The 19,684-nt window shown below is 45.9% G+C and carries 20 protein-coding genes; 10 read left to right on the forward strand and 10 right to left on the reverse strand.

Annotated elements, in window-relative coordinates; genetic code table 11:
* Nucleotides 1-11 precede the first annotated feature (11 nt).
* The 5 genes from fliE to HW988_RS16780 form a co-directional block, all read right to left on the reverse strand.
* Complete coding sequence (gene fliE / locus HW988_RS16760; RefSeq protein WP_142701594.1) at nucleotides 12-350, reverse strand: flagellar hook-basal body complex protein FliE; 339 nt, start codon at nucleotides 348-350, stop codon at nucleotides 12-14.
* 79 nt (nucleotides 351-429) lie between these two features.
* Nucleotides 430-873 (reverse strand): flagellar basal body rod protein FlgC, encoded by a 444-nt coding sequence (gene flgC, locus HW988_RS16765; RefSeq protein ID WP_088615645.1) that lies wholly within the window; start codon nucleotides 871-873, stop codon nucleotides 430-432.
* Between the two features lie 35 nt (nucleotides 874-908).
* Complete coding sequence (gene flgB / locus HW988_RS16770; protein WP_181605296.1) at nucleotides 909-1,319, reverse strand: flagellar basal body rod protein FlgB; 411 nt, start codon at nucleotides 1,317-1,319, stop codon at nucleotides 909-911.
* Nucleotides 1,316-2,158 (reverse strand): sigma 54-interacting transcriptional regulator, encoded by an 843-nt coding sequence (locus tag HW988_RS16775; protein ID WP_181605297.1) that lies wholly within the window; start codon nucleotides 2,156-2,158, stop codon nucleotides 1,316-1,318. Before HW988_RS16775 ends, flgB begins: the two co-directional genes overlap by 4 nt.
* A 13-nt stretch (nucleotides 2,159-2,171) precedes the next feature.
* Nucleotides 2,172-4,955 carry a tetratricopeptide repeat protein gene (locus HW988_RS16780; RefSeq protein ID WP_181605298.1) on the reverse strand — a complete coding sequence of 928 codons (2,784 nt, stop codon included), beginning with the start codon at nucleotides 4,953-4,955 and terminating at the stop codon, nucleotides 2,172-2,174.
* Between the two features lie 202 nt (nucleotides 4,956-5,157).
* On the opposite strand from HW988_RS16780, the gene HW988_RS16785 reads away from it, so the two are divergent.
* The 6 genes from HW988_RS16785 (at nucleotide 5,158) to HW988_RS16810 (ending at nucleotide 9,854) form a co-directional block, all read left to right on the forward strand.
* Nucleotides 5,158-5,646, forward strand: a complete 489-nt coding sequence (locus HW988_RS16785; RefSeq protein ID WP_255490087.1) for a hypothetical protein — start codon at nucleotides 5,158-5,160, stop codon at nucleotides 5,644-5,646.
* Complete coding sequence (locus HW988_RS16790; protein WP_181605299.1) at nucleotides 5,647-6,435, forward strand: ABC transporter permease; 789 nt, start codon at nucleotides 5,647-5,649, stop codon at nucleotides 6,433-6,435.
* Nucleotides 6,432-7,181: an ABC transporter ATP-binding protein gene (locus HW988_RS16795; RefSeq protein ID WP_181605300.1), complete on the forward strand. Its 750-nt coding sequence runs from the start codon at nucleotides 6,432-6,434 to the stop codon at nucleotides 7,179-7,181. Before HW988_RS16790 ends, HW988_RS16795 begins: the two co-directional genes overlap by 4 nt.
* Nucleotides 7,181-7,990 carry an MlaD family protein gene (locus tag HW988_RS16800; protein ID WP_181605301.1) on the forward strand — a complete coding sequence of 270 codons (810 nt, stop codon included), beginning with the start codon at nucleotides 7,181-7,183 and terminating at the stop codon, nucleotides 7,988-7,990. The genes HW988_RS16795 and HW988_RS16800 overlap by 1 nt, the downstream gene beginning before the upstream one ends.
* Before the next feature lie 104 nt (nucleotides 7,991-8,094).
* Complete coding sequence (locus HW988_RS16805) at nucleotides 8,095-8,937, forward strand: hypothetical protein (RefSeq protein WP_181605302.1); 843 nt, start codon at nucleotides 8,095-8,097, stop codon at nucleotides 8,935-8,937.
* Nucleotides 8,934-9,854 carry a trypsin-like serine protease gene (locus tag HW988_RS16810; protein WP_181605303.1) on the forward strand — a complete coding sequence of 307 codons (921 nt, stop codon included), beginning with the start codon at nucleotides 8,934-8,936 and terminating at the stop codon, nucleotides 9,852-9,854. Before HW988_RS16805 ends, HW988_RS16810 begins: the two co-directional genes overlap by 4 nt.
* Here the strand turns inward: HW988_RS16810 and HW988_RS16815 are convergent.
* Complete coding sequence (locus HW988_RS16815; protein WP_181605304.1) at nucleotides 9,851-10,258, reverse strand: DUF721 domain-containing protein; 408 nt, start codon at nucleotides 10,256-10,258, stop codon at nucleotides 9,851-9,853. The two genes, HW988_RS16810 and HW988_RS16815, sit on opposite strands and share 4 nt — an antisense overlap.
* Nucleotides 10,259-10,291: 33 nt before the next feature.
* Between HW988_RS16815 and trmFO the strand changes: the two genes are divergently transcribed.
* Complete coding sequence (trmFO, locus tag HW988_RS16820) at nucleotides 10,292-11,623, forward strand: methylenetetrahydrofolate--tRNA-(uracil(54)-C(5))-methyltransferase (FADH(2)-oxidizing) TrmFO (protein ID WP_181605305.1); 1,332 nt, start codon at nucleotides 10,292-10,294, stop codon at nucleotides 11,621-11,623.
* Nucleotides 11,624-12,090: 467 nt separating this feature from the next.
* On the opposite strand, the gene HW988_RS16825 is transcribed toward trmFO, so the two are convergent.
* On the reverse strand, nucleotides 12,091-12,543 hold the full coding sequence (locus tag HW988_RS16825) for a DUF4430 domain-containing protein (RefSeq protein WP_181605306.1): 453 nt from the start codon (nucleotides 12,541-12,543) through the stop codon (nucleotides 12,091-12,093).
* Between the two features lie 108 nt (nucleotides 12,544-12,651).
* Between HW988_RS16825 and HW988_RS16830 the strand changes: the two genes are divergently transcribed.
* Nucleotides 12,652-13,425, forward strand: a complete 774-nt coding sequence (locus HW988_RS16830; RefSeq protein WP_181605307.1) for an ABC transporter substrate-binding protein — start codon at nucleotides 12,652-12,654, stop codon at nucleotides 13,423-13,425.
* Here HW988_RS16830 and HW988_RS16835 read toward each other — a convergent pair.
* Entirely contained in the window at nucleotides 13,418-14,044 is a 627-nt protein-coding gene (locus HW988_RS16835; protein WP_181605308.1) for a thymidine kinase, read from the reverse strand. The two genes, HW988_RS16830 and HW988_RS16835, sit on opposite strands and share 8 nt — an antisense overlap.
* Before the next feature lie 199 nt (nucleotides 14,045-14,243).
* On the opposite strand from HW988_RS16835, the gene mltF reads away from it, so the two are divergent.
* Nucleotides 14,244-15,665, forward strand: coding sequence for a membrane-bound lytic murein transglycosylase MltF (gene mltF, locus HW988_RS16840; protein WP_255490088.1), 1,422 nt, complete (start codon nucleotides 14,244-14,246; stop codon nucleotides 15,663-15,665).
* Nucleotides 15,666-15,709: 44 nt separating this feature from the next.
* The gene (locus HW988_RS16845; protein ID WP_181605310.1) at nucleotides 15,710-16,276 is read left to right on the forward strand and encodes a DUF1772 domain-containing protein; all 567 of its coding nucleotides are present in this window, start codon (nucleotides 15,710-15,712) and stop codon (nucleotides 16,274-16,276) included.
* A gap of 17 nt (nucleotides 16,277-16,293) precedes the next feature.
* Here HW988_RS16845 and glmS read toward each other — a convergent pair whose 3' ends face one another.
* The gene (glmS, locus tag HW988_RS16850) at nucleotides 16,294-18,180 is read right to left on the reverse strand and encodes a glutamine--fructose-6-phosphate transaminase (isomerizing) (protein WP_181605311.1); all 1,887 of its coding nucleotides are present in this window, start codon (nucleotides 18,178-18,180) and stop codon (nucleotides 16,294-16,296) included.
* A gap of 27 nt (nucleotides 18,181-18,207) precedes the next feature.
* A complete protein-coding gene (gene glmU / locus HW988_RS16855) occupies nucleotides 18,208-19,635 on the reverse strand; it encodes a bifunctional UDP-N-acetylglucosamine diphosphorylase/glucosamine-1-phosphate N-acetyltransferase GlmU (protein WP_181605312.1) in 1,428 nt (475 codons plus the stop codon).
* Nucleotides 19,636-19,684: the final 49 nt, after the last annotated feature.

The following is a 19,684-nucleotide window of genomic DNA, read 5'->3' on the forward strand; positions in this document are numbered from 1 at the left end:
TAATCTAAAAACTAAACCTGCATCTTCATGACTTCTTGATACGCATCGATGATCTTGTTGCGCACCTGAACCATCACACGCAAAGCGATATCAGCTTTTTCTGCGGCAATCATGGCACCAGCGACGTCGTCCGTTTTTCCTGTTGCAACGTTTTGTGCAAATTTATCCGAAGACTTTTGCAATTCGTTCACAGAGGAAACGGCTTCCTTCAGAGTGTCAGCAAAGCTCTTACCCGATTCTGATGTATTACTGAGTGGTGTCGTCTCGCCCGAGATAGACAGTGACTTTGAGTCACGCAGATTTCCAGATTCCAGAAATCTGTTTGCATTTGATACTGTAAAACCCTCCATGGCTTCACTTCTCCTTGTACTCTATAAAGTGTATTCTAAACGTTCTTAAATTTCCTGCTTTTTCAACCTAGTCTAGGAACTATCTTCCTATCTCTAGAGCGCTCATGGCCATATCTTTTGACGCCTGCATCGCCGATACGTTGGCCTCGTAGGAACGCGACGATTGTATCATATTGGTCATTTCTTCCATGAGATTGATATTCGGATAAGCGACGTAACCCTCTGGATTTGCATCAGGATGATCCGGCTCATATTTCATCAAAGGAGCTTTTCGATCCGAGACAACATCAGTCACCTGGACCCGTTGCATATTCCCCATAGGGTCTGTACCTGTCACGATTTCGCCGAAGTTCTTAGCGTCGGGCATCGACTCGAAAACCACGTCCTTACGGCGATACGGACCACCCTCAGGGGTCTGGGTTGTATTGATGTTAGCGATGTTGCTGGCAATCGTATTCATGCGCATTCTTTGCGCCGCCATACCACTGCTACTAATTCTCATACCCGTTAAAAAATCAGCCATGACTTACTCCTGAACATCCTGTTCTGGATTTAAAATTATCTGCCTTCGGAAGCTGCGTACTTCAGAGCCGCCATTTTTTTATTGATCAGCTGAAGCGCAGTTTTGTACATGATCGCATTCTCTGACAGCGCCGACATTTCTTTTTCCAGGTCCACAGTGTTGCCGTCATTGTTCACAGCACCCTCTGGATTTTCATAAATATCAGGTCGAGTTTTAGCCACCGAAACACCACCCAGCGCGAAATGCTCGCCGCTGCTGGTGCTAAGGGCGTTCATGCCATCCATATTTAAGGAACGAGACAATGCCTCTTCGAAATCCATCTTTTTTGCGTGATACCCTGGAGTCTCCGCATTAGCGATGTTAGAGGAGGTTACATTGTTACGCATCTGGCGCATACGCATCGACGTCGCCAGCGCGTTCGTTGTTTTATCGAAAATATCACTCATGCGACACCTTCTTCCCTGTACTCGTTAAGTTTGTTTCTTAAAGTTCGGATACTGATTCCAAGCATTTGCGCCGCGCGCGTGCGGTTCTGGGCCGTCAGTTCCAGGGTCTGAAGAATCAGACGCTTTTCCACCGCAGAAAGGGACATTCCGGGAGCAAAATCTGCCGCCGTATCATCCTGGATGGATTCAAATTGAATAGAAGCGACTTCGATGGTCTGGGTCTTAGCCAGAACCACGGCGCGTTCTATAACATTTTCAAGTTCGCGGATATTTCCTGGCCAGTTCCAGCTGGTCAAACGGGCATAGGCATCCGTTGAAAAATGCATGCCTGAACGGCCATGCATAATCTGAGTAACTTCCAGGATAAAACTCGCAATCGTATTGAAATCGCCGGTGCGATCTTCAAGACGTGGAACTTCCAAATGAATCACTGCAATTTTATAAAACAAGTCCTGTCTGAATTGTTCCTGCTTCACCATCGCGCGCAAATCGCGACGGGATGTGGAAATGAAACGTGGCTTTGTGCCATCCGTTCTTTCCGCAAGCTTCATCAACTCCGCCTGAACGTGAGATGATGCGCAATCCAAATCCTCAATTAGTAAAGTGCCGCCATCAACTTTATCAAAGTTAAAACCACCGGCGTTTTTGCATTCCAAAACCTGAAGCTTCCCCGAACGGCTTTTAGAGTAAATGTAACGAGCCAGACTGGTTTTACCCACACCGGCTTCACCAAGCACCAAGAGACTTGCTTGTGTTGCTGCCAACTGCAAACCCAACTGCTTTGCTTCGTTCATTTTTCTGTCTTCGATGTTCAAAGCATCAAAATCAAAATACGACATCCTGTCTTTACTCCTACTTGCTTTCCTGCTTGTCCGCTGCCATTGCGGGAATTCTTTGAATATACTTTTTATAACCGTCTCGCCATTCGGAGTTCTTCAGCTGCTCTTGTGCGAGATTTTTCCAGAATCCACTTTTTTGACCCTTGAATTCGTTCCAAACCTCAGCAGCCTTTTGAACTTCGCCGCGATTAAAATAAATCTGACCCAATTTGTATCTGATGGAAGAAAGAGGTCTTGTGTCCTCGTACTGTTCCAAAAGATTTTTATAAGAGCCAATCGCTTTGTCTTTCTGACCGGCTTCCAGGTACACATTCCCCATCATTTCCAAAGCTTTGGCATGAACCACCGCTGGAACCTTTTGAGAATCGGTTTTCAATTTATCGATCATTCCCAAAGCCTGAAGAGCTTCGTCTTTTTTACCTTGCTTCAATTGAAGTTCTGCAAGTTTCAAGTAAGGCTCTGCCACCAACTCCGGCTGACCTTTCCAGGTTCTTAGCAACTCTCCCAAATAACGAACCGCGGAGTCCGTGTCACCACGACGCTCTAGCAAGCGAACTGCAATTCCCACGCGCTCGATCTGATCGTTTTCAGAAAGCTTCTCTGGATTTTTGATATTCTTAAGGTACTCGTAAGCTTGATTGTATTTTTGCTCATTCGAAGAAACTGCCGCCAGACGTAAATTTAATTCTTCGATAGAAGGAACTTCTTCCTTGACGCTGATCTCTTTGGCCTCAGGAGTGCCTTGCAAAGCATACACACGATTCAACACTTCTTTGTAATAGCGTTCAGACTCTGCCGGAGTTCCCGCCATTTCAAAAGCGCGACCGACATTGAATTTTGTATCCAGACGGTTAGAGTTTTTCAACCAGTTGTCAGCATATTGACTGTGAGTTTTCAAGGCACCGATGAAATCGCCCTTTTCAACTTGATCGTCCAATTTACTGTTGATGTTGCCGATAATTCGACCGGTCAACAAAGGAGCATCGACAGAACCTGGATGTTCCTTATAGTACTTCGATAAAAGATTTACGGACTTATCAAACTCTCCACGTTGAGAGTAACCATCCGCTACCATCACAGTCGCAAATTGCTCCATGTTTGGCAGATCCACTTTCTTCGCAAGTTCCATGATTTCTTTAACGGCGTTGGCTGTTTCTTTGGGTTTCATGCCCTTCATACGAGCACTCAACAAACGCAAACGCGCGATCACCGCGCTGGGCGTTTCGCCATAGCGGAAATATGTTTCAAGATAAGCACCCATCACGCGGGATTTGTCAGCACCCAAGATATCCAGCAACTCCCCAAGGCGGGTCATCGCATAAGGAGCATGGTCACTGGATGGGAATTTTTTAACAAACTCACGGTACATGTCCAAACTTTGGGGATACATTTTCAACCCAAACATGGATTCAGCCTGGTTGTAAAAAGCATTCGGATAAATATTTTGACCCTCTGGATATTTCTTCAAAGAGTTTTTGTATTCATCAACGGCCTTCGCGTAATTCTTAGCGCGAACCCAGACGTCACCACGACGGTAAGCGGCTTCCACTTTCAAATCACGGTTTGTAGAGTTTTTTTCAATCTCATTAAACTGCGCAACGGCATCGTCCCATTTATTTAAACGCATGAAAGCCAAGCCCGTGCCCATACGAGCCAGGTCTTTGGACAATGATTCTTTTCCACCGAAGTTTTTATTTTCGATATGCTCTTTGAACAGACGAAGGGCTGCCAAATTATCGCCACGATCCAAAGTCAAATAGCCAACCTTCAATGACGTTCGTTCCGCCAAAGGAGATGTTGGGTATTTTTCAATCGCTTCTTTATATTTCTGAACGGCTTCGTCAAAGTATTCCATTTTTCCGCTTTGTTTGTACAAAGCAAGATTCACGTCGCCCGTCATGAAGTCGATGATTTCGTTGTATTCAGACTTTGGATACTTTTCGCGGAACCATTCACGAGTTTTCAAATAGACGGCGTAACGTTCTTTTTCAAAAAGAGTCAAAAGCAGACGCGCCTGCTTGTTTTCTTCAGTTCCTTTGGGAGTGATCTCGTAAATAGTTGGAGTGATTTTTAGTTTTTCCCACTGGGCCACCGGAGTTTCCAACATAGGAAAGGAGATATAATAGTTATCTTTGGCACGAATGATCGAGTCTTCCTTAATATCATAAGGTTTGATCGAAAAACGTTCATAGTTGGGATCCCCACCATCAAAGATACCGGATTGGATCTGATCCGCTTGCGCCACCACAGTTCCCGAATCCTTGATTGCCAACGCATCTGAAGTAGCTGGCTTGCGGTTTGTAGTTTTAACTTTCGCAATTGTTTTTGCAGACTTAGGCGCTGCCTCTGTCGTTACCGTTTCATCTTTTTTAGCTGGAATTTTTTTGGCTGCTTTAACCATATTGGGATTTAAATAGAAATCCATGATCAAGCGGGAAGGTTGGTCAGTCAGATAATCAAAAGTATCAACGCTTTCACCAGCCAGTGTGAAAGAGATCACAGATTTACCATCCGTGCCCTGAGCATCCACTGTTACTTTGGTAACCATGTCACTTTTAAATGTGTTGAGTGACTTGATCGTGGATTCATCAAGAGCAGGGACAGTCATACGGACGATGGTCTGGCCTTTGTCATCCAAACGCTTCACATCGTAGTCCCAATTTTGTTGGCCCAATAACTCCAAATGCACAGTATCGCCCTGGAAGTTGATGAAGCCATTTACTTTGTTATTTGCTGCATTGGCGACTAGACCAAAGCAAAGGCATCCTGCCAAAATTACGTTGCGCAAAGTGTTCACTCCTCGAACCCCTTTTCCCCTGCGTTATGCATTTGCACATACGATGCCAGCCTTGCAAAGGTCTATTGGCAAATATGTTCAAGATGGGCAAAATGTTTCATAGAATTATTGTCAGGCCTGACAAAGCGATGACAGCGACGTTGGTCTGGATTGAATTTGTAAGACTGAATTTTCCGTCAGAAAATTCCGATAGATAGGCGATATGAAAAACCACTTTAAATACATCATCATGAGCTTACTTCTTGGCAGTTGCGTATCGGTGGAACTCCCTGGTGGCAAGGTAACGGCCGCTAAAGACGTGGAGTTTTCGGAGCCTGGCGGAGACTATTCCAAAATTAAAGCCAAAGGTGCGGATCGCGCATGGCAGAGTTCTAAAACGGGAAACACTATTTCCTATATCTCTGAGTGCGGCGGTAATACCGACGCGAGTTTGCAGACTTTGGAAACAGAGTCGTTGAGTGCATTGAATAAATTGGAAGTTTTAAAAACGGAAGAAAAGCTTTTTAATGGACGTGCTTCCCGCCAAACGACTTCAGTAGGTTCCATCGATGGCGTACCCGTAGCACTTTCTCTGGTGGTCTTTAAAAAGAACGGCTGCAACTATACCTTGAGTTATGGTGGCGTTGAGAAACAATTCAATTCGGAACTTCCCGTATTTGAAAATTTCAAAGCAAACTTCAAGGCACCATAAATGTTACAAGCCCTTTTACCTCTTACTAACTTCACGATAGAGATCTTCCACTTCCTGGGTGGTATTGGTCTTTTGACTCGTGATATTTTTCGCGAGCTGACGTCCAGCAAACTTTACTGGCGTCTGTTGGGCGAGCAAATTTATCAAGTCGGCATTCGTTCTGCCCCCCTGATCGTAGTCACAGCTGTGACTATCGGTGCGGTGATGTCTTTGCAATTTGGTCTGGGCTTGGAAAAGTTCGGTGGTAAGATGTATGTTCCAAAACTCTTAGCCGTCACCATCTTACGCGAAATGGGCCCTATGTTCACAAGCTTGATGCTGGCGGCCCGCGTGGGCGCCGGCATTGCCAGTGAAATTGGTTCGATGGTCGTCACTCAGCAGGTGGATGCTATCCGTGCCTTGGGTACTTCCCCGATTCGTAAAATTGTTATCCCTCGCGTATTAGCCTGCTTGATTACTTTACCCATTCTTTGCGCTGTCACCAACGTGGTGGCGAATGCGGGTGGCTTGTTCATCGGGGCCGTTGAATTGAATCTGGATCCAAGTTTTTATCTTTTGAAAGTTTTGTCCACGTCCTCGGTCGGCGACTACGTTTCTGGCTTCGGAAAAACGTTCTTCTTTTCTTTATTCATCTCAATCCCCGCTTGTTACTTTGGATTGAATGTTAAAAACGGAACGAAAGAAGTCGGCATCGCGACGACAAAAGCGGTCGTGGTTTCTTCTATTTTGATTTTGATTGGGGATTTCTTTCTTTCGAAACTATTCTGGATTGTGGAGAAAATCTTATGAGTGACAAACCACAAGCCTTTATCGAAGTGATTGATTTCCATAAATCCTTTGAGGAGAAAAAAGTCCACCAAGGCGTGAGCTTCTACGTCCGCAAAGGTGAATGCCTGGGGCTCATCGGGGGATCTGGTACGGGTAAATCCGTTCTGTTGCGCACATTGGTGGGCTTGGAAAAACCCGACAAAGGGCAAGTCATCGTGGATGGAACTCCGATTCATGGTATGAACGAAGCTCAATTGGTCGATGTTCGTAAAAAAGTGGCCTATGCATTCCAAGGCGGTGCTCTTTTTGACTCGATGACGGTTTATGAAAACCTAGCATATCCTCTTCGCGAGCATTTTAATTTCTCTGAAAAAGAAGTCGAAGCCCAAATCAAAGCTCAATTGGAAGAATTCGGCCTGGCGCCGGGAACTGAAAAGCTTTACCCGGGAAGTCTTTCCGGGGGCATGCAAAAACGTGTGGGCTTAGCCCGTGCGATGATGATTCATCCTCAAGTGGTTTTATACGATGAACCAACGGCAGGCCTGGATCCTTATAATACCAAAAAAATTCAAGAATCTATTTTGAAATTAAAATCCAAAGGGATGACTTCGATATTGGTCACCCATGATATGCCGACCGTGTATGCTGTTTGCGACAAAGTAGCTTTGCTGCAAAATGGTCGCATCAGCGAACAGTATACGATCGATACTTTGAAAAAAGAGCCGAGCGGCGCGATGACAGAATTTATCAACGGAGAGAGCGCGTAATGGAATCATCAAACAGCACCCAAGTTAAAGTTGGAATCTTCCTGGCGATCGGAATTGTGATCATCTTAGGATCGATCTTTTTCATCGGCGGCGAAAAATCCATCTTTAAATCCTATATTAACCTGCATGCGCACTTTGAACAAGTTCAGGGTCTGGCAGAAGGCAGCGTGGTATCCCTTTCCGGCATCACGATCGGCAACGTGCAAAAGATCAATTTTCTTTCTGACAAGAATTCTTTGGACGTAGTGATGAGAGTCGACAAGGAATTCCTTCCGCGCATTCGCGAAGGCTCTCAGGTCGAAATTCGCACTCAGGGTGCCTTGGGCGATAAGTTCGTCTTTATTATTCCCGCAGACCCTCGCAACCCCGAAGTGAAAGACGGCACAATCCTGGAAGTAGCCAAAGCCACTGACCTGATCGGTGTGATCTCTGAACGTGGCAGCGAGGCTGGTAAGTTGTTTGATATTATCGATGAAATGCACAAGATCGCGAAATCCATGAACGATGGCAACCGCCTGGGGAAAATCATGGCCAACTTTGAATCCACGTCGGCTAACTTAAGCAAAGTCAGCGGTGACGCTTCTAAAATGATGAGCCACTTAAGTGACGGTAACAGCGGTGAGAAATTGAAAAATACTATCAACCGTCTGGATGCGATCGTAGCGAAAGTAGATCGCGGTGAAGGCACATTGGGTGCTTTGATCAATGACCCAAGCATTCACAATCAGTTGAAGGCACTTTTGGGCGGGACTCAACGTAAAAACAACGTTAAAAACCTTCTTCGCACATCCATCGAAAAAGAAGATTAATCACCTCCTATACATCTAAATAGTTAAATCCAAAGAGGGCTCAAGAAGCCCTCTTTTTGCATTATTACTCCTTGTCGTGATCCAAAAGTTCCCAGGAGGAATATATGCCAGCTCAAAACCCGACAGGCAGCGCCCGCCGTCATAGTGTCTTAAAATTAGACACGGGTCTGCGTTTGGCTATGGCTTTGATTATCCCCCTGGTGACATCGTTATCCGCCCAAGCCCAAGTGGTTTCGTGTGGGCAGGTCTTTGCCACCACGGCCCGTGATGAACGCGCTCCGTACTATGACGAGGCTTTTGAGCGCGCATTGACTAAATCCATCCGACTTTTTAGCGATAAAGAAGGCCTCTCCGCCAATGACATCGAATTGCTGGTGGAAAAGGTTTACGCCAAAGAAGAAGGTCCCCTTTATAAAGCCAAAGATTATCTGACTCTTTCGCCGCGCGAGCGCACATTTAAAGCCCTGACTCGTCAGATGGCTGAAAAAGTCACACGCGATGGTCTGATCGCTTACTTTCGCGAGAACGGAATTTTACTGGATAGCTCAAAGCTGCTGACGAAACTGATTTTTATCAATCGCGCAGGCATCACCAACGTCGGTTCCGCAGGACTTGCCGTTTATGGTTTAACCAAAGGCCGACTGCCGATCCTGCTTCCTGATGTGTTTTCGAAAATCAAGACGGACGACATGAATGTGCTGTTATTGCGTGGCCTGGAATCCAAAGAAGGCCGCGAGATTTTGGAAAAGTATCACTCTAAGCAGGAAATCCTGCGTGGCTATACGATCTTTAATCGCAACTATACGCGCATTGCTTTGGCCGTTGTGATCGCCGTGCTTTGGGATAAGGGCGACGATTTCTTTAAAGAAAAGCACGATGATATTTTCAATGATCTCTGGGTGCGTATTTTGGAAGAACTAAAATTGGTGAAAGGAAAATCAGCATGAGAAAATTTCTTTTCCTTCTAAGTTTTTTATCGCTCGCAGCCTGTCAGGATGGTGGCTTTCACAACAACCAATCCGTGCCCCATCCAAATGTAAAATCCAATGTTGATGACACCATCATCGGAGGCCATGAAGCCAAGTCCGGGAGCGAGATTTCCAAGCTTGTTTTTTCCTTTAAATCTTTGGTGGAACCATTAGAAAGTCAAACCGGCAGTCATAAAGTAGCTGTCACACAATGCTCGGCCTCGGCTTTAACCCGACGAGTGATTTTAACAGCAGCTCACTGTATTAACGGCGAGAATCCGAGCTATATTGAAATCATGCAAGGAGCAACGGTGACTACGATACCGGTTGTTAAGACTGTTATCATAGATGACTATAAAACAGATTCTTTTGCAGATCTGGCTCTTGCCGTATTGAAAGACGAACTACCGGCAGACACGATGACAGTACAGATTCCCAACCCCAATATGGAAATCGATTTGAAAAAGTTGGATTTGATTTCTGCGGGTTATGGTAAAGATACGGAAACCACGGGCGAAGAAGTTAAAGACGGCTTGGGCGTGTTGCGCGTTGTTTTGCTAAAAATCTCTGGTTATGAATTTGCTGACAGCAAATTTCTGGTCGATCAATCCCAGGGCAAAGGTTTTTGCCAAGGCGATTCAGGTGGCCCCGGTATGTTTCAAGTTGATGGCAAGTACTACGTCATGGGTGTCGCTTCTAAAACAGTTTTCCCAGAACAACAGCAAAAGGAATCTGGAGACACACCCGTGTGTAGTTTCCGCGGTGCTTACGTGAATCTGGTGAAATTTAAAAATTGGATCGAAGGCACAACTAAAGAATTGATGGCTGAAATTGAAGCCATCGAAGCTCCGATTGCATCTTCTGCCCCGAATGCTGATCAAACTGGAATCAACTAATCTTCAGAATCCGGCGCGAGTCTTTGAATCATCTCGCGAATGCCCGTTTGATCGTCTTGAGGAACCTCATGGCGATCCAGGGTGAATTTGATATAGCGAACAAAGTTATTCTCGAACTTCTCGTTGATAGTGTCGCGGATCTGATCCTTCAGAAAGATCATCTGCTGCATCCATGATGAATTTCGGACCCAGACGTACAACACGCCTCTCTGGAATCCCACGGGCTCTGCATTTTTTGCAATGGTAGGACCCACGACCTCTTCCCATTTCGCCCATAATTTCCAGCGCATGAACTGTTCTGACAATGGCGACTTGCCATTTTCAAAAAGACTCTGTAGGACTTCGGATCCTAGAGTGAGCTTGCGCTTTTTATTTTTAGGGTGGCTTGGATCGTTTGAATTCATTTGCCCCCAAGTTAGCAAAGGATTTCCAAAAAGATGACCAATTTCACGCAAAATCAAAAAATTACTGTCGTTGGCGCGGGGCTCGCGGGCTCTGAGTGCGCGTTGCAGCTTGCTGATATGGGTTATAAGGTCGTTCTGTGCGAGATGCGCGATAAAACCATGACACCAGCGCACAAAACCCACAAGTTTGCGGAACTGGTTTGCTCCAACTCCTTTGGGACTTTGAACGAAATCTCGGCCCCAGGGCAATTGAAATGGGAAGCCGAATTGAATGGCTCCCACATCCTAAAAATCGCTAAAGAATCCGCAGTTCCCGCGGGTCAGGCTTTGGGTATGGACCGCGAGGTTTTCTCCCAACTGGTGACTGATAAAGTTAAAAGCCATCCCAACATTGAAATTCGCAATGACGTGATCAAGTCCTTGAACGATGTTCCCCGCCCAGCAGTGATCGCCACAGGCCCCTTGACTCACGATGAATTGGCAGAAGATCTGCGCAAGCATTTCGGCGACGAGTTCTTGTACTTCTTTGATGCGATAGCACCGATTATCGATGCGGAATCCATCAACACCGAAATCGCCTGGAAAGCGGATCGTTGGGGCAAAGGTACCAACGATTACTACAACTGTCCGATGAACAAAGAAGAATACAATAACTTCATCCAGGCAGTGACTGACGCCAAAAAAATTGAACCTAAAGACTTCGAAAAAACTGAATTCTTTGAAGGCTGCATGCCGATTGAAGTGATGGTCGAGCGCGGCCCTCAGACTTTACGTTTTGGTCCTATGAAACCAATTGGCCTGGATGATCCTCGCACAAACCGTTACCCTTGGGCCGTCGTACAACTTCGCCAGGACAATAAAGAAGGCACCGCTTACAACATGGTGGGTTTCCAGACTCGTATGGCTTATGCCGATCAGGTGCGTGTGTTCCGTATGATCCCTGGTTTGGAAAATGCGGAGTTCTTGAAATTGGGTTCTATCCATAGAAACCTTTTCATCAACTCTCCAAAACGTCTGAATAAAGATCTTTCCAGCAAGAACGATCCTTGGTTGTTCTTTGCAGGACAAATCACCGGTGTTGAAGGTTATTTTGAATCCACTTGTGTGGGCTTGATGGTGTCTCGTTTCATCAATCAAAAACTGAAGGATCAAACTTTCAATCCACCGCCAAGAGCCTCTGCATTCGGCTCGCTGTTGGAAGCCATCACAGATGAATCCCGTGCCGAACACTTCCAGCCGACGAATATCAATTTCGCGTTGTTGCCTCCATTGGCTGAAAAAGAACGCGACAAAGAGATTCGTAAAAAGAAGCAAATCGAAATTGCCCGCAATGCAGCTCAAGAATGGGTTCAAACTCACTCTTAATCCGCTGCCCCATTGCTTAAAGACAGCTGGGAGCCTTTCCCAGCTCAGGGCAAAATAGGTCCATGATCTTTCTGGGGGCATTTCTTTCGATCTTTTTATTTGCGCATCAGGCGAAGACAACTCCCTGTCAGGGTTCCTATCGAGTTGCGGTCAACGAATCCGAGCCACTCTATTTTCAGGACGGAGGCAGCAAACGTTATACGGGCGTCAGTTTTGACACTATGGAAGAGTTGGCAAAACGCACGACATGCAAGTTTACAGCGGTGCCCCTAAACCGCACCGTCATTGCAGGCCGCCTATCAATTGCTAGTCAGGACACCCCGGGCCGCAGTTGTGCAGAATGAATTTGTACATGAATACTTTAAAAAGGAAAGATCGCGAACGATATGGTGAAAGACGGAACTTGGGAGCGAATCACTAACACTTACACGAATTACAAAAAACCCACTCCCCGATCGAAATAAAAGCTATTTTTTGCAGAATTGATCCGGCTTAATGTTTGTTCCCGGCACACACATATCCAACCATTGATTGTTTTTGTTAGTGGAGTAACCATAGAACCAAACCAATTCATCATTTTGTGATGTAAAAGAAACTTTATGTGGCATCGCCAACGGCACTTTTCCGTTCACTGAATAGCACCAACCATAAGCGCGCATCAAAGTGTCAGAAATCACCTCGACCGCATCCAATCCCACCGGAGAATCATTTACAGAGCTGATGCCCTCTTCAACACCGTAGTATTGAACTTTATTGGCATCAAAGATTTGAATCGTATTTGCGCCCACGGATTTACCCAAGTCTGCCGTGGCAGTGCCTTGATAAAGTGGAGTTTCAGAGCAAGCTCCTATCACTTTCCAAGTGATAGCGTAAGATGACAAAGGGGCCAAAACCAACAAAAGTGCGATTATGTTTTTCATAAGGAACTGACTAAACCGGTCGCTCTCTGGATGCAAGGAATCTGTGTTCAAAGACACCTGACTTGCAAAAAATTGAATAAGAACCCCGTCCCTAGCTACAATAATTTCATGTGGACGGCGTCGATAAGTCTCCTTATTTCCATTTTATTACTCAACACTCCGGCAGCGGCAGAACGCCCTCCTTGCGGTGTCAACTTTAGAACATCTGTGAATGAATCACCTCCCCTTTATTTTCCACCCGAGCCAGGGGGAAAACCCAGGGGTATTACTATTGATATTATCGAGGAGCTTAGAAAACGTACGGGATGCGAGTTCACCATCACTTCTATGAATCGGTCTCGAACCGCTCAAAGCTTAAAGAGTTCTTCCCTCGACCTGGTACTGTTAGATTCTCGAAACATCACTTATGATAAACATGCCAAATTCATTCTCCTGCGACACTCCGCCAGAAAGTTTCTGGTCAACTTAAAAACTCCGCCAGCAACTCCACTGACTGTGGATGAGCTTATGAACAACCCCAAATTCAAATTTATTATCCAACCCGGCGGCCTGATTTTCTTTAAGCAAGACGAAGCCACCAAAATCGAAAAGCAGCAAAGATTCATTACCATGCCAAATCTTCCCGAGTGTTTTAAAAAATTAAAGACGACAGAGAACGCGGTGTTCGCTTCTCAAAGTACGTTGATTAATTATTACTTGGGAGACCATCCAGAATTCACGTTGGTCGAAGATAACGTGAATGTTTTTGATAGCGGTGCCTACTATGTTCCTCGAAAGGGCATTCAAGCAGGCATCGTTCTGATAGAAAAAGCCTTGGCCGATCTGGTGAAAGACGGAACCTTGAACAAGATTATCGATCAATACCTAAGAAAGCCTAAATAGAAACTTCCGTCGTCTCTTCTGTGCGACGTAATTTGAAATCCAAAGTCGGCAAATCCACGACAGGCTTAAAGTGAGAACGGCAACGAGCTTCGTAAGCTTCGTGAGTACCGACCTGAACTTGACCGTCGCCACCCGCAGTTCTTTGCGTGCGACAAGCCGGAGCTCCACACACAACACACACGGCATGTTGTTTCGTCACGTTTTCGGCAATCGCCATCAAAGTCGGCATCGGTTCGAAAGGTTTTGCCTGCCAGTCTGTATCCAAACCAGCAATGATAACACGCAAACCGCGCTCGGCCAGATCCTGAGCCACCTGAACCAGGTTGCCAGAAAAGAACTGACCTTCATCAATCCCCACCACTTTCGTTTCTGGCTTTAAATGCTCCCAGATCATTTCGGCGTCTTCGATTGGTTGGGAATCCATTGTTGTAAAGTTATGAGAGGTCACGGCCATTTCGTTGTAGCGCTTATCGATCACAGGTTTGAAAACCTGAACCTGCAGACGAGCGAATTCCGCACGACGCAAACGACGGATAAGCTCTTCCGTTTTCCCGCTAAACATAGAGCCGACAATCACTTCAATCCAACCGCGGGTCACAACATATGAAAATTCAGACACGAAACATCCCCTCAAAATGAACCGCCCAAAGCATCGGATGGGGGCGAAATAGTGTCAAATGATTGCGTTGCATTAAGAAAATGAGGGCGAGAAGCTTTGTTTCCCGCTCGCATCAAGGGCTTGCGGATATTGAATATTTTTCTGAAATCGAGCCAAAAACGGCAATCTTTCACATTTAAAACCCCAATTCGGCTGCTTATTGCTTGCGCAAGCAGCGCGCCATAAGTTACTCAGCCCGAACACTATGGGTGGCAATTTAAGATTTAGACAGAAATTCAAACAGCTTTGCGTGGTCAGTGGACTAGCGGCAATGACGTTCATCATGAACGGTTGCGATGCTATCTATTGGGACGAACAGGAAAGTTTGGAGAAAGTCCAAAAGCAGGGCGAGATTACAGTCCTGACCACACAAAGTCCTCTTATATATAGTCAGCGTAAAAAAGGTGAAGCCAGCGGAATCGATCACGATCTGATCCAAAACTTCGCTAACCACTATCACCTCAAAGTAAAGTTCGTGGTGATGAAAGACGAAAGCGCTATTTTAAGAGCTCTTTCCAAAGGCCAAGGCGATGTGGCAGCAGCTCGCATCCGAACTCCTGAAAATCGCTCAGGGTTTTTAACGGGCCCGGCTTATGAAGACACCACATTAAGTCTTTACTGCCAACGCAAGTCCCAGATCAGCAATATTCAAGACCTCGGCGGCAAAAGTGTCGCCCTCCTTAAAAAAGACAACTATCAGGGTTTCTCACAACGCCTGACACAACTGACCCCGACGACTAAAATTGAATTGCTGGAAAACACCCGCACTCAAGATCTGCTGTCTCAACTGAACAATAAAAAATTCGACTGTGTGATTTCTGAAAACGTCAGCGGCGATTTCTATGTTCGTTTCCATAAAAACATCGAGAAAATCACTTCGTTGACGGATTCTTACTCTTTGAGTTGGCTCTTGAGTCCCGACAGCCAGGACCTCGCGCGCTTAATGCAAGCTTGGTATCAGTCTGCCAGCCGTGAAGACAGCGTCATGCGTATCATGGACCGCTATAAAACGACCTTGAACCAATTGGATAAAGCCGACATTTCGCGCTTCTTCCGAAATATCGAAGACATTTTGCCGACTTACCGCCAAGCTTTCAAAGACGCAGGCAATGAACACGGTCTTCCTTGGCAGCTGATTGCCTCTGTTGCTTATCAGGAATCTCATTGGAATCCGGATGCTCGCAGTTTCACGGGAGTTCGCGGCTTAATGCAATTGACGACAGACACAGCAGACCATGTCGGCATCGATGATCGCACCGACCCTTTGCAAAGCATTTGGGGTGGTTCGAAATATTTGAAATACCTATTGGATAAAATGCCGCGCTCTTTGAACTCAAAAGACCGCATGGCTTTGGCTTTAGCTGCTTATAATGTGGGTTATGCCCATCTTCGTGATGCGCAGAAGTTGGCCGAGAGCATGGGACGCGATCCATATTCTTGGCGCCATATGAAAGAAATTTTGCCATTGTTGGCAGATCCAGATTACACAGAAAAATTGGAATACGGTTACGCTCGTGGGTACGAAACTGTTGAGTTCGTTGAGCGCGTGAAGTCTTTCTATAGCTTAATGTCCGCGGGTTAAAATTCACTCTCTCTTTTCAAGAAATCTTGTTAAGGTTTTTTGGAATGATAAAAACTTTTCTTCGCAAATTTATTATTTATCTTGCTGTGCTCTCCACAGGCTTGTTTGCGGGATTCACATCATTCTTTTCATTAATATTCGGTCCCACATTAAAAGAGCTGCCACCTTCGACATTTCTGGAGTTCTTTCGTTATGATCGCGAGGCCTTTGATAAAAACGTTTTGTATCTTTATCTGTTGATGTGTTTGTCCACTGGCATTTGGCTGATTATGTGGCGACGACGTTATCGCATGGTGGATTTCTATTTTGTCTTGGGTGCATTTCTTTGCGTGCTTCAGGAAGTATTTCTGTCTTATCTGGGACACTATCGTATCAATGTCATTCTGCGATCTTTTGCAGAAAACCGCGTGGTCGGCAGCGAGATCTATGGCTTACGTGAAGAGTGGGCTTACTTTATGAATTTTCACTTTGCGACGAATCTTTTGGGATTCTGTCTGGTGTTGGCAGCTCTTCGTCGCGCGAGCTCGGGACGGGATGCTCCCCGCAATAACTTCTTGGCACCCACACATCATAAAAAAACCCGTGAGATCATCACGGGTTATGGACAGTAAAAATCTAATTTTTTAAACTATTCAACAGTCACGGACTTCGCAAGGTTGCGTGGCTGATCCACGTCGTAACCCAAGCTTGATGCTAAGTGATAGCTCATCAATTGCAACGGAATCACTGACAAAATCGTGTTCGTTGTCCAGTGAGCTTTCGGCATTGCCAAATAGTATTCACTGATACCACGAAGTTTTTCGTTTTCACCTGTACCGATAGAGATGATTTTACCACCACGTGCACGAGCTTCTTCCAGATTGCTGATCGTTTTTTCGTACCAGTGATCTGTCGGAGCCACCATCACGATCGCCATGCGCTCATCGATCAATGCCAAAGGACCGTGCTTCATTTCGCCGGCAGCATAGCCTTCAGCGTGCATGTAAGCCAATTCCTTCAATTTCAAAGCACCTTCCATCGCGATTGGATAGCTTGTGCCACGACCCATGTACAAGAAACCACGGAACAGCTTCAATTTAGCCGCGGCTTCGTCGAAGTACTTGTCATAAACCAAGACGCTTTCCATCTGTGCCGGGGTCGCTAGCAAGCTTTGAACAAGTTCTTTTTCTTCCTTGGCTTCCATCACGCCACGGCTGCGAGCCATTGCCACAGCCACACAGTTCAAAACTGCAAGTGTCGATGTGAAGGCCTTCGTCGAAGCCACACCGATCTCTGGACCGGAGTTCATGTACAAGTGACCGTGAGCTTCACGATCGATTGTGGAGTTGCGCACATTACAGATACTCATTGTTGTAGCGCCCGCTTCTTTCGACATACGGATCGCTGCCAATGTATCTGCCGTCTCGCCCGATTGGGAGATCGTCATCACCAAAGTTTTTGGCGGGATCACTGGATTGCGGTAACGGAATTCAGAAGCCACATCCACTTCAACTGGAATACGTGCCAATTGTTCGATCAAGTATTTACCAACAAGGCCCGCATAGAAGCTGGTTCCGCAAGCAATGATGAAAACGCGGTCGATGCCTTTGAACACTTCCTGAGTTTTTGCCCAGTCCGCTTTTGAATCCAGCTCTTCCAATTTTTGAACAGACTGACCACCGAAGCCGACGTTTTTCAAAGCCACATTAAAGGCTTCTGTGTTGACGTGCGGTTCAATCGCAGCAGCCACAGCACGTGGTTGCTCATAAATTTCTTTCAACATGTAGTGAGCATAGCCTTGTTTTTCGACCATCTCAGGATTCCAATTCAACTCAACGGATTTCTTTTGGATCGGGAAACCGTTTGCAGAGAAGAACTCTACTTTGCTGCCTTTGATGTTTGCGATTTCACGGTCATCCAAATACACGAAAGTTTTTGTATACTGGATCAGTGCTTGAACGTCAGAAGCAACAAACACTTCGTCCTTACCCAAGCCCACAACCAAGGGCGGACCGTCTTTGAAGGCAATCAAATGATCTGGTTCTTTATCCCACATAACCAGGATCGAGAACGCACCACGAAGCTTTGTCAAAGTCGATTCGACGGCTTTGTAAAGATCTTTGGTGTTTTCAATTTCATTCGCAATCAAATGTGCGACCAACTCAGAGTCCGTGTCAGAAGTGATCTCTGCACCCTGAGCCAAAAGCTCTTCGCGGATATCAAGGTAGTTTTCGATGATACCGTTGTGAACCAGGTTGATGCCACGAACTTGATGGGGATGGGCATTGCGCTCGGAAGGCTTGCCGTGAGTTGCCCAACGAGTGTGACCGATACCCAAGTGGCCATCGAATTTTTCGTTTACAAGTTTTTCTTCAAGGTTTTTAAGCTTTCCTTGAGCGCGCACACGTTTCGTTGTGCCTTTGTCAAGGATAGCGATACCCGCGCTGTCATAGCCACGGTATTCAAGTTTTTTTAAACCACTGATAATGATGTCTTTGGGACTTTGAGGTCCAAGGTACCCTACGATTCCACACATAACTCACCTATTAATTCTAAAATCTAATTACTTGTTCTCTGTTTCGTTTACGGCTTCCGGAGCCTTCACCACATAGTTTTCTTTCGTGAACTGTTTGCCGCGAGCCACTGCCAAAGCATTTGCCGGAACATTTTTCGTGATCGTTGAACCGGAGCCAATCACCGCATCGTTGCCGACTTCAATCGGCGCGACGAATTGCGTATCACTGCCCACGAACACACGATCACCAATTTTGGTCTTATATTTCTTTTTATCTGCAGCGTAGTTGCAAGTTATAGTTCCGCAACCCACGTTCACTTCTTCACCAATTTCTGCATCGCCCAAGTACGTCAAATGACCGGCTTTGGATTTTTTGCCGAATTTGGTTTTTTTCATCTCCACGAAGTTGCCCACATGAGCTTCCTCAAAAATTTCAGTTTCTGGGCGCAAACGCGCGTATGGACCCACAGAAACTTTGTTATGAAGTTTAGAGCTTTCCAAGTACGTACCGCCACGCACCTGAACGCTATCACCGATTTCAGTGTCAGAGATAAAGGAGTTGGACTCGATCACACTGAATGAACCGATTTTTGTACGACCACGGATGAACACGTTTGGATAAACCACGGTACCCGCACCGATTTGCACGCTATCTTCGATGTAAGTCGTGCGTGGATCGATCATCAACACGCCTTCTTCCATCAAACGCAATGCTTTTCTTTTAAATAACAAGCGAGTCGCTTTCGCCAACTCCACCTGGTTATTCACACCCACAGCCACTTTCGGAGTGGATTTGATTGCTTGCACTTTCATTTTGTCTTGAATGCACAAAGAGATCAGATCTGTGATGTAGAATTCTTTTTTTGAATTGTTGTTTTTGATTTGTGGCAAGTACTCAGCCAACACAGAAGCCTTGGCGATATAGATGCCGGTATTGATCTCACGAATTTTCAAAGTTTCCGCAGAAGCGTCTTTCGCTTCAACGATGGCCACCAAGTCACCGCGGTTGCGCACGATACGACCGAACTCGGCAGGATTTTTCAACTCTGCAGTTACCACCGCTAAGTCACATTTCTCATCACGGAAAATGCGCAGGAATTCTTTAACGTCAGATGCCTCGATCAAAGGATGGTCGCCATTCATGATAACAACATCGCCTTCGATCGTCTCCGGTTTTGCACAACGAACCGCGTGGGCCGTTCCCAACTGCTCGTCTTGAGCATAGCAAGAGACACCCATCGGCTCCACAACCTGGCGAACCAAGTTTTGGCCATGACCAACGATCACGCGTACTTCCGTCGCGCCGGCCCCTTTTGAGGCTTGAATAACTTTTTCGATCATTGGACGACCCGCCACCGGGTGAAGAACTTTAGGGAGTGGGGATTTCATACGTGTACCCTTACCAGCAGCGAGGGCAATCACAGTCAACTTGTCGGTAGTATTTGGGGGGGTATTAGTAGTGGCATTTCCTGACATTCAGAAACTTCCTTTTAAATGCTTTTCTTCCGTTAAAAAAACAGGCTTA

This window comes from Bdellovibrio sp. KM01 (genome assembly GCF_013752535.1).
Classification (GTDB): domain Bacteria; phylum Bdellovibrionota; class Bdellovibrionia; order Bdellovibrionales; family Bdellovibrionaceae; genus Bdellovibrio.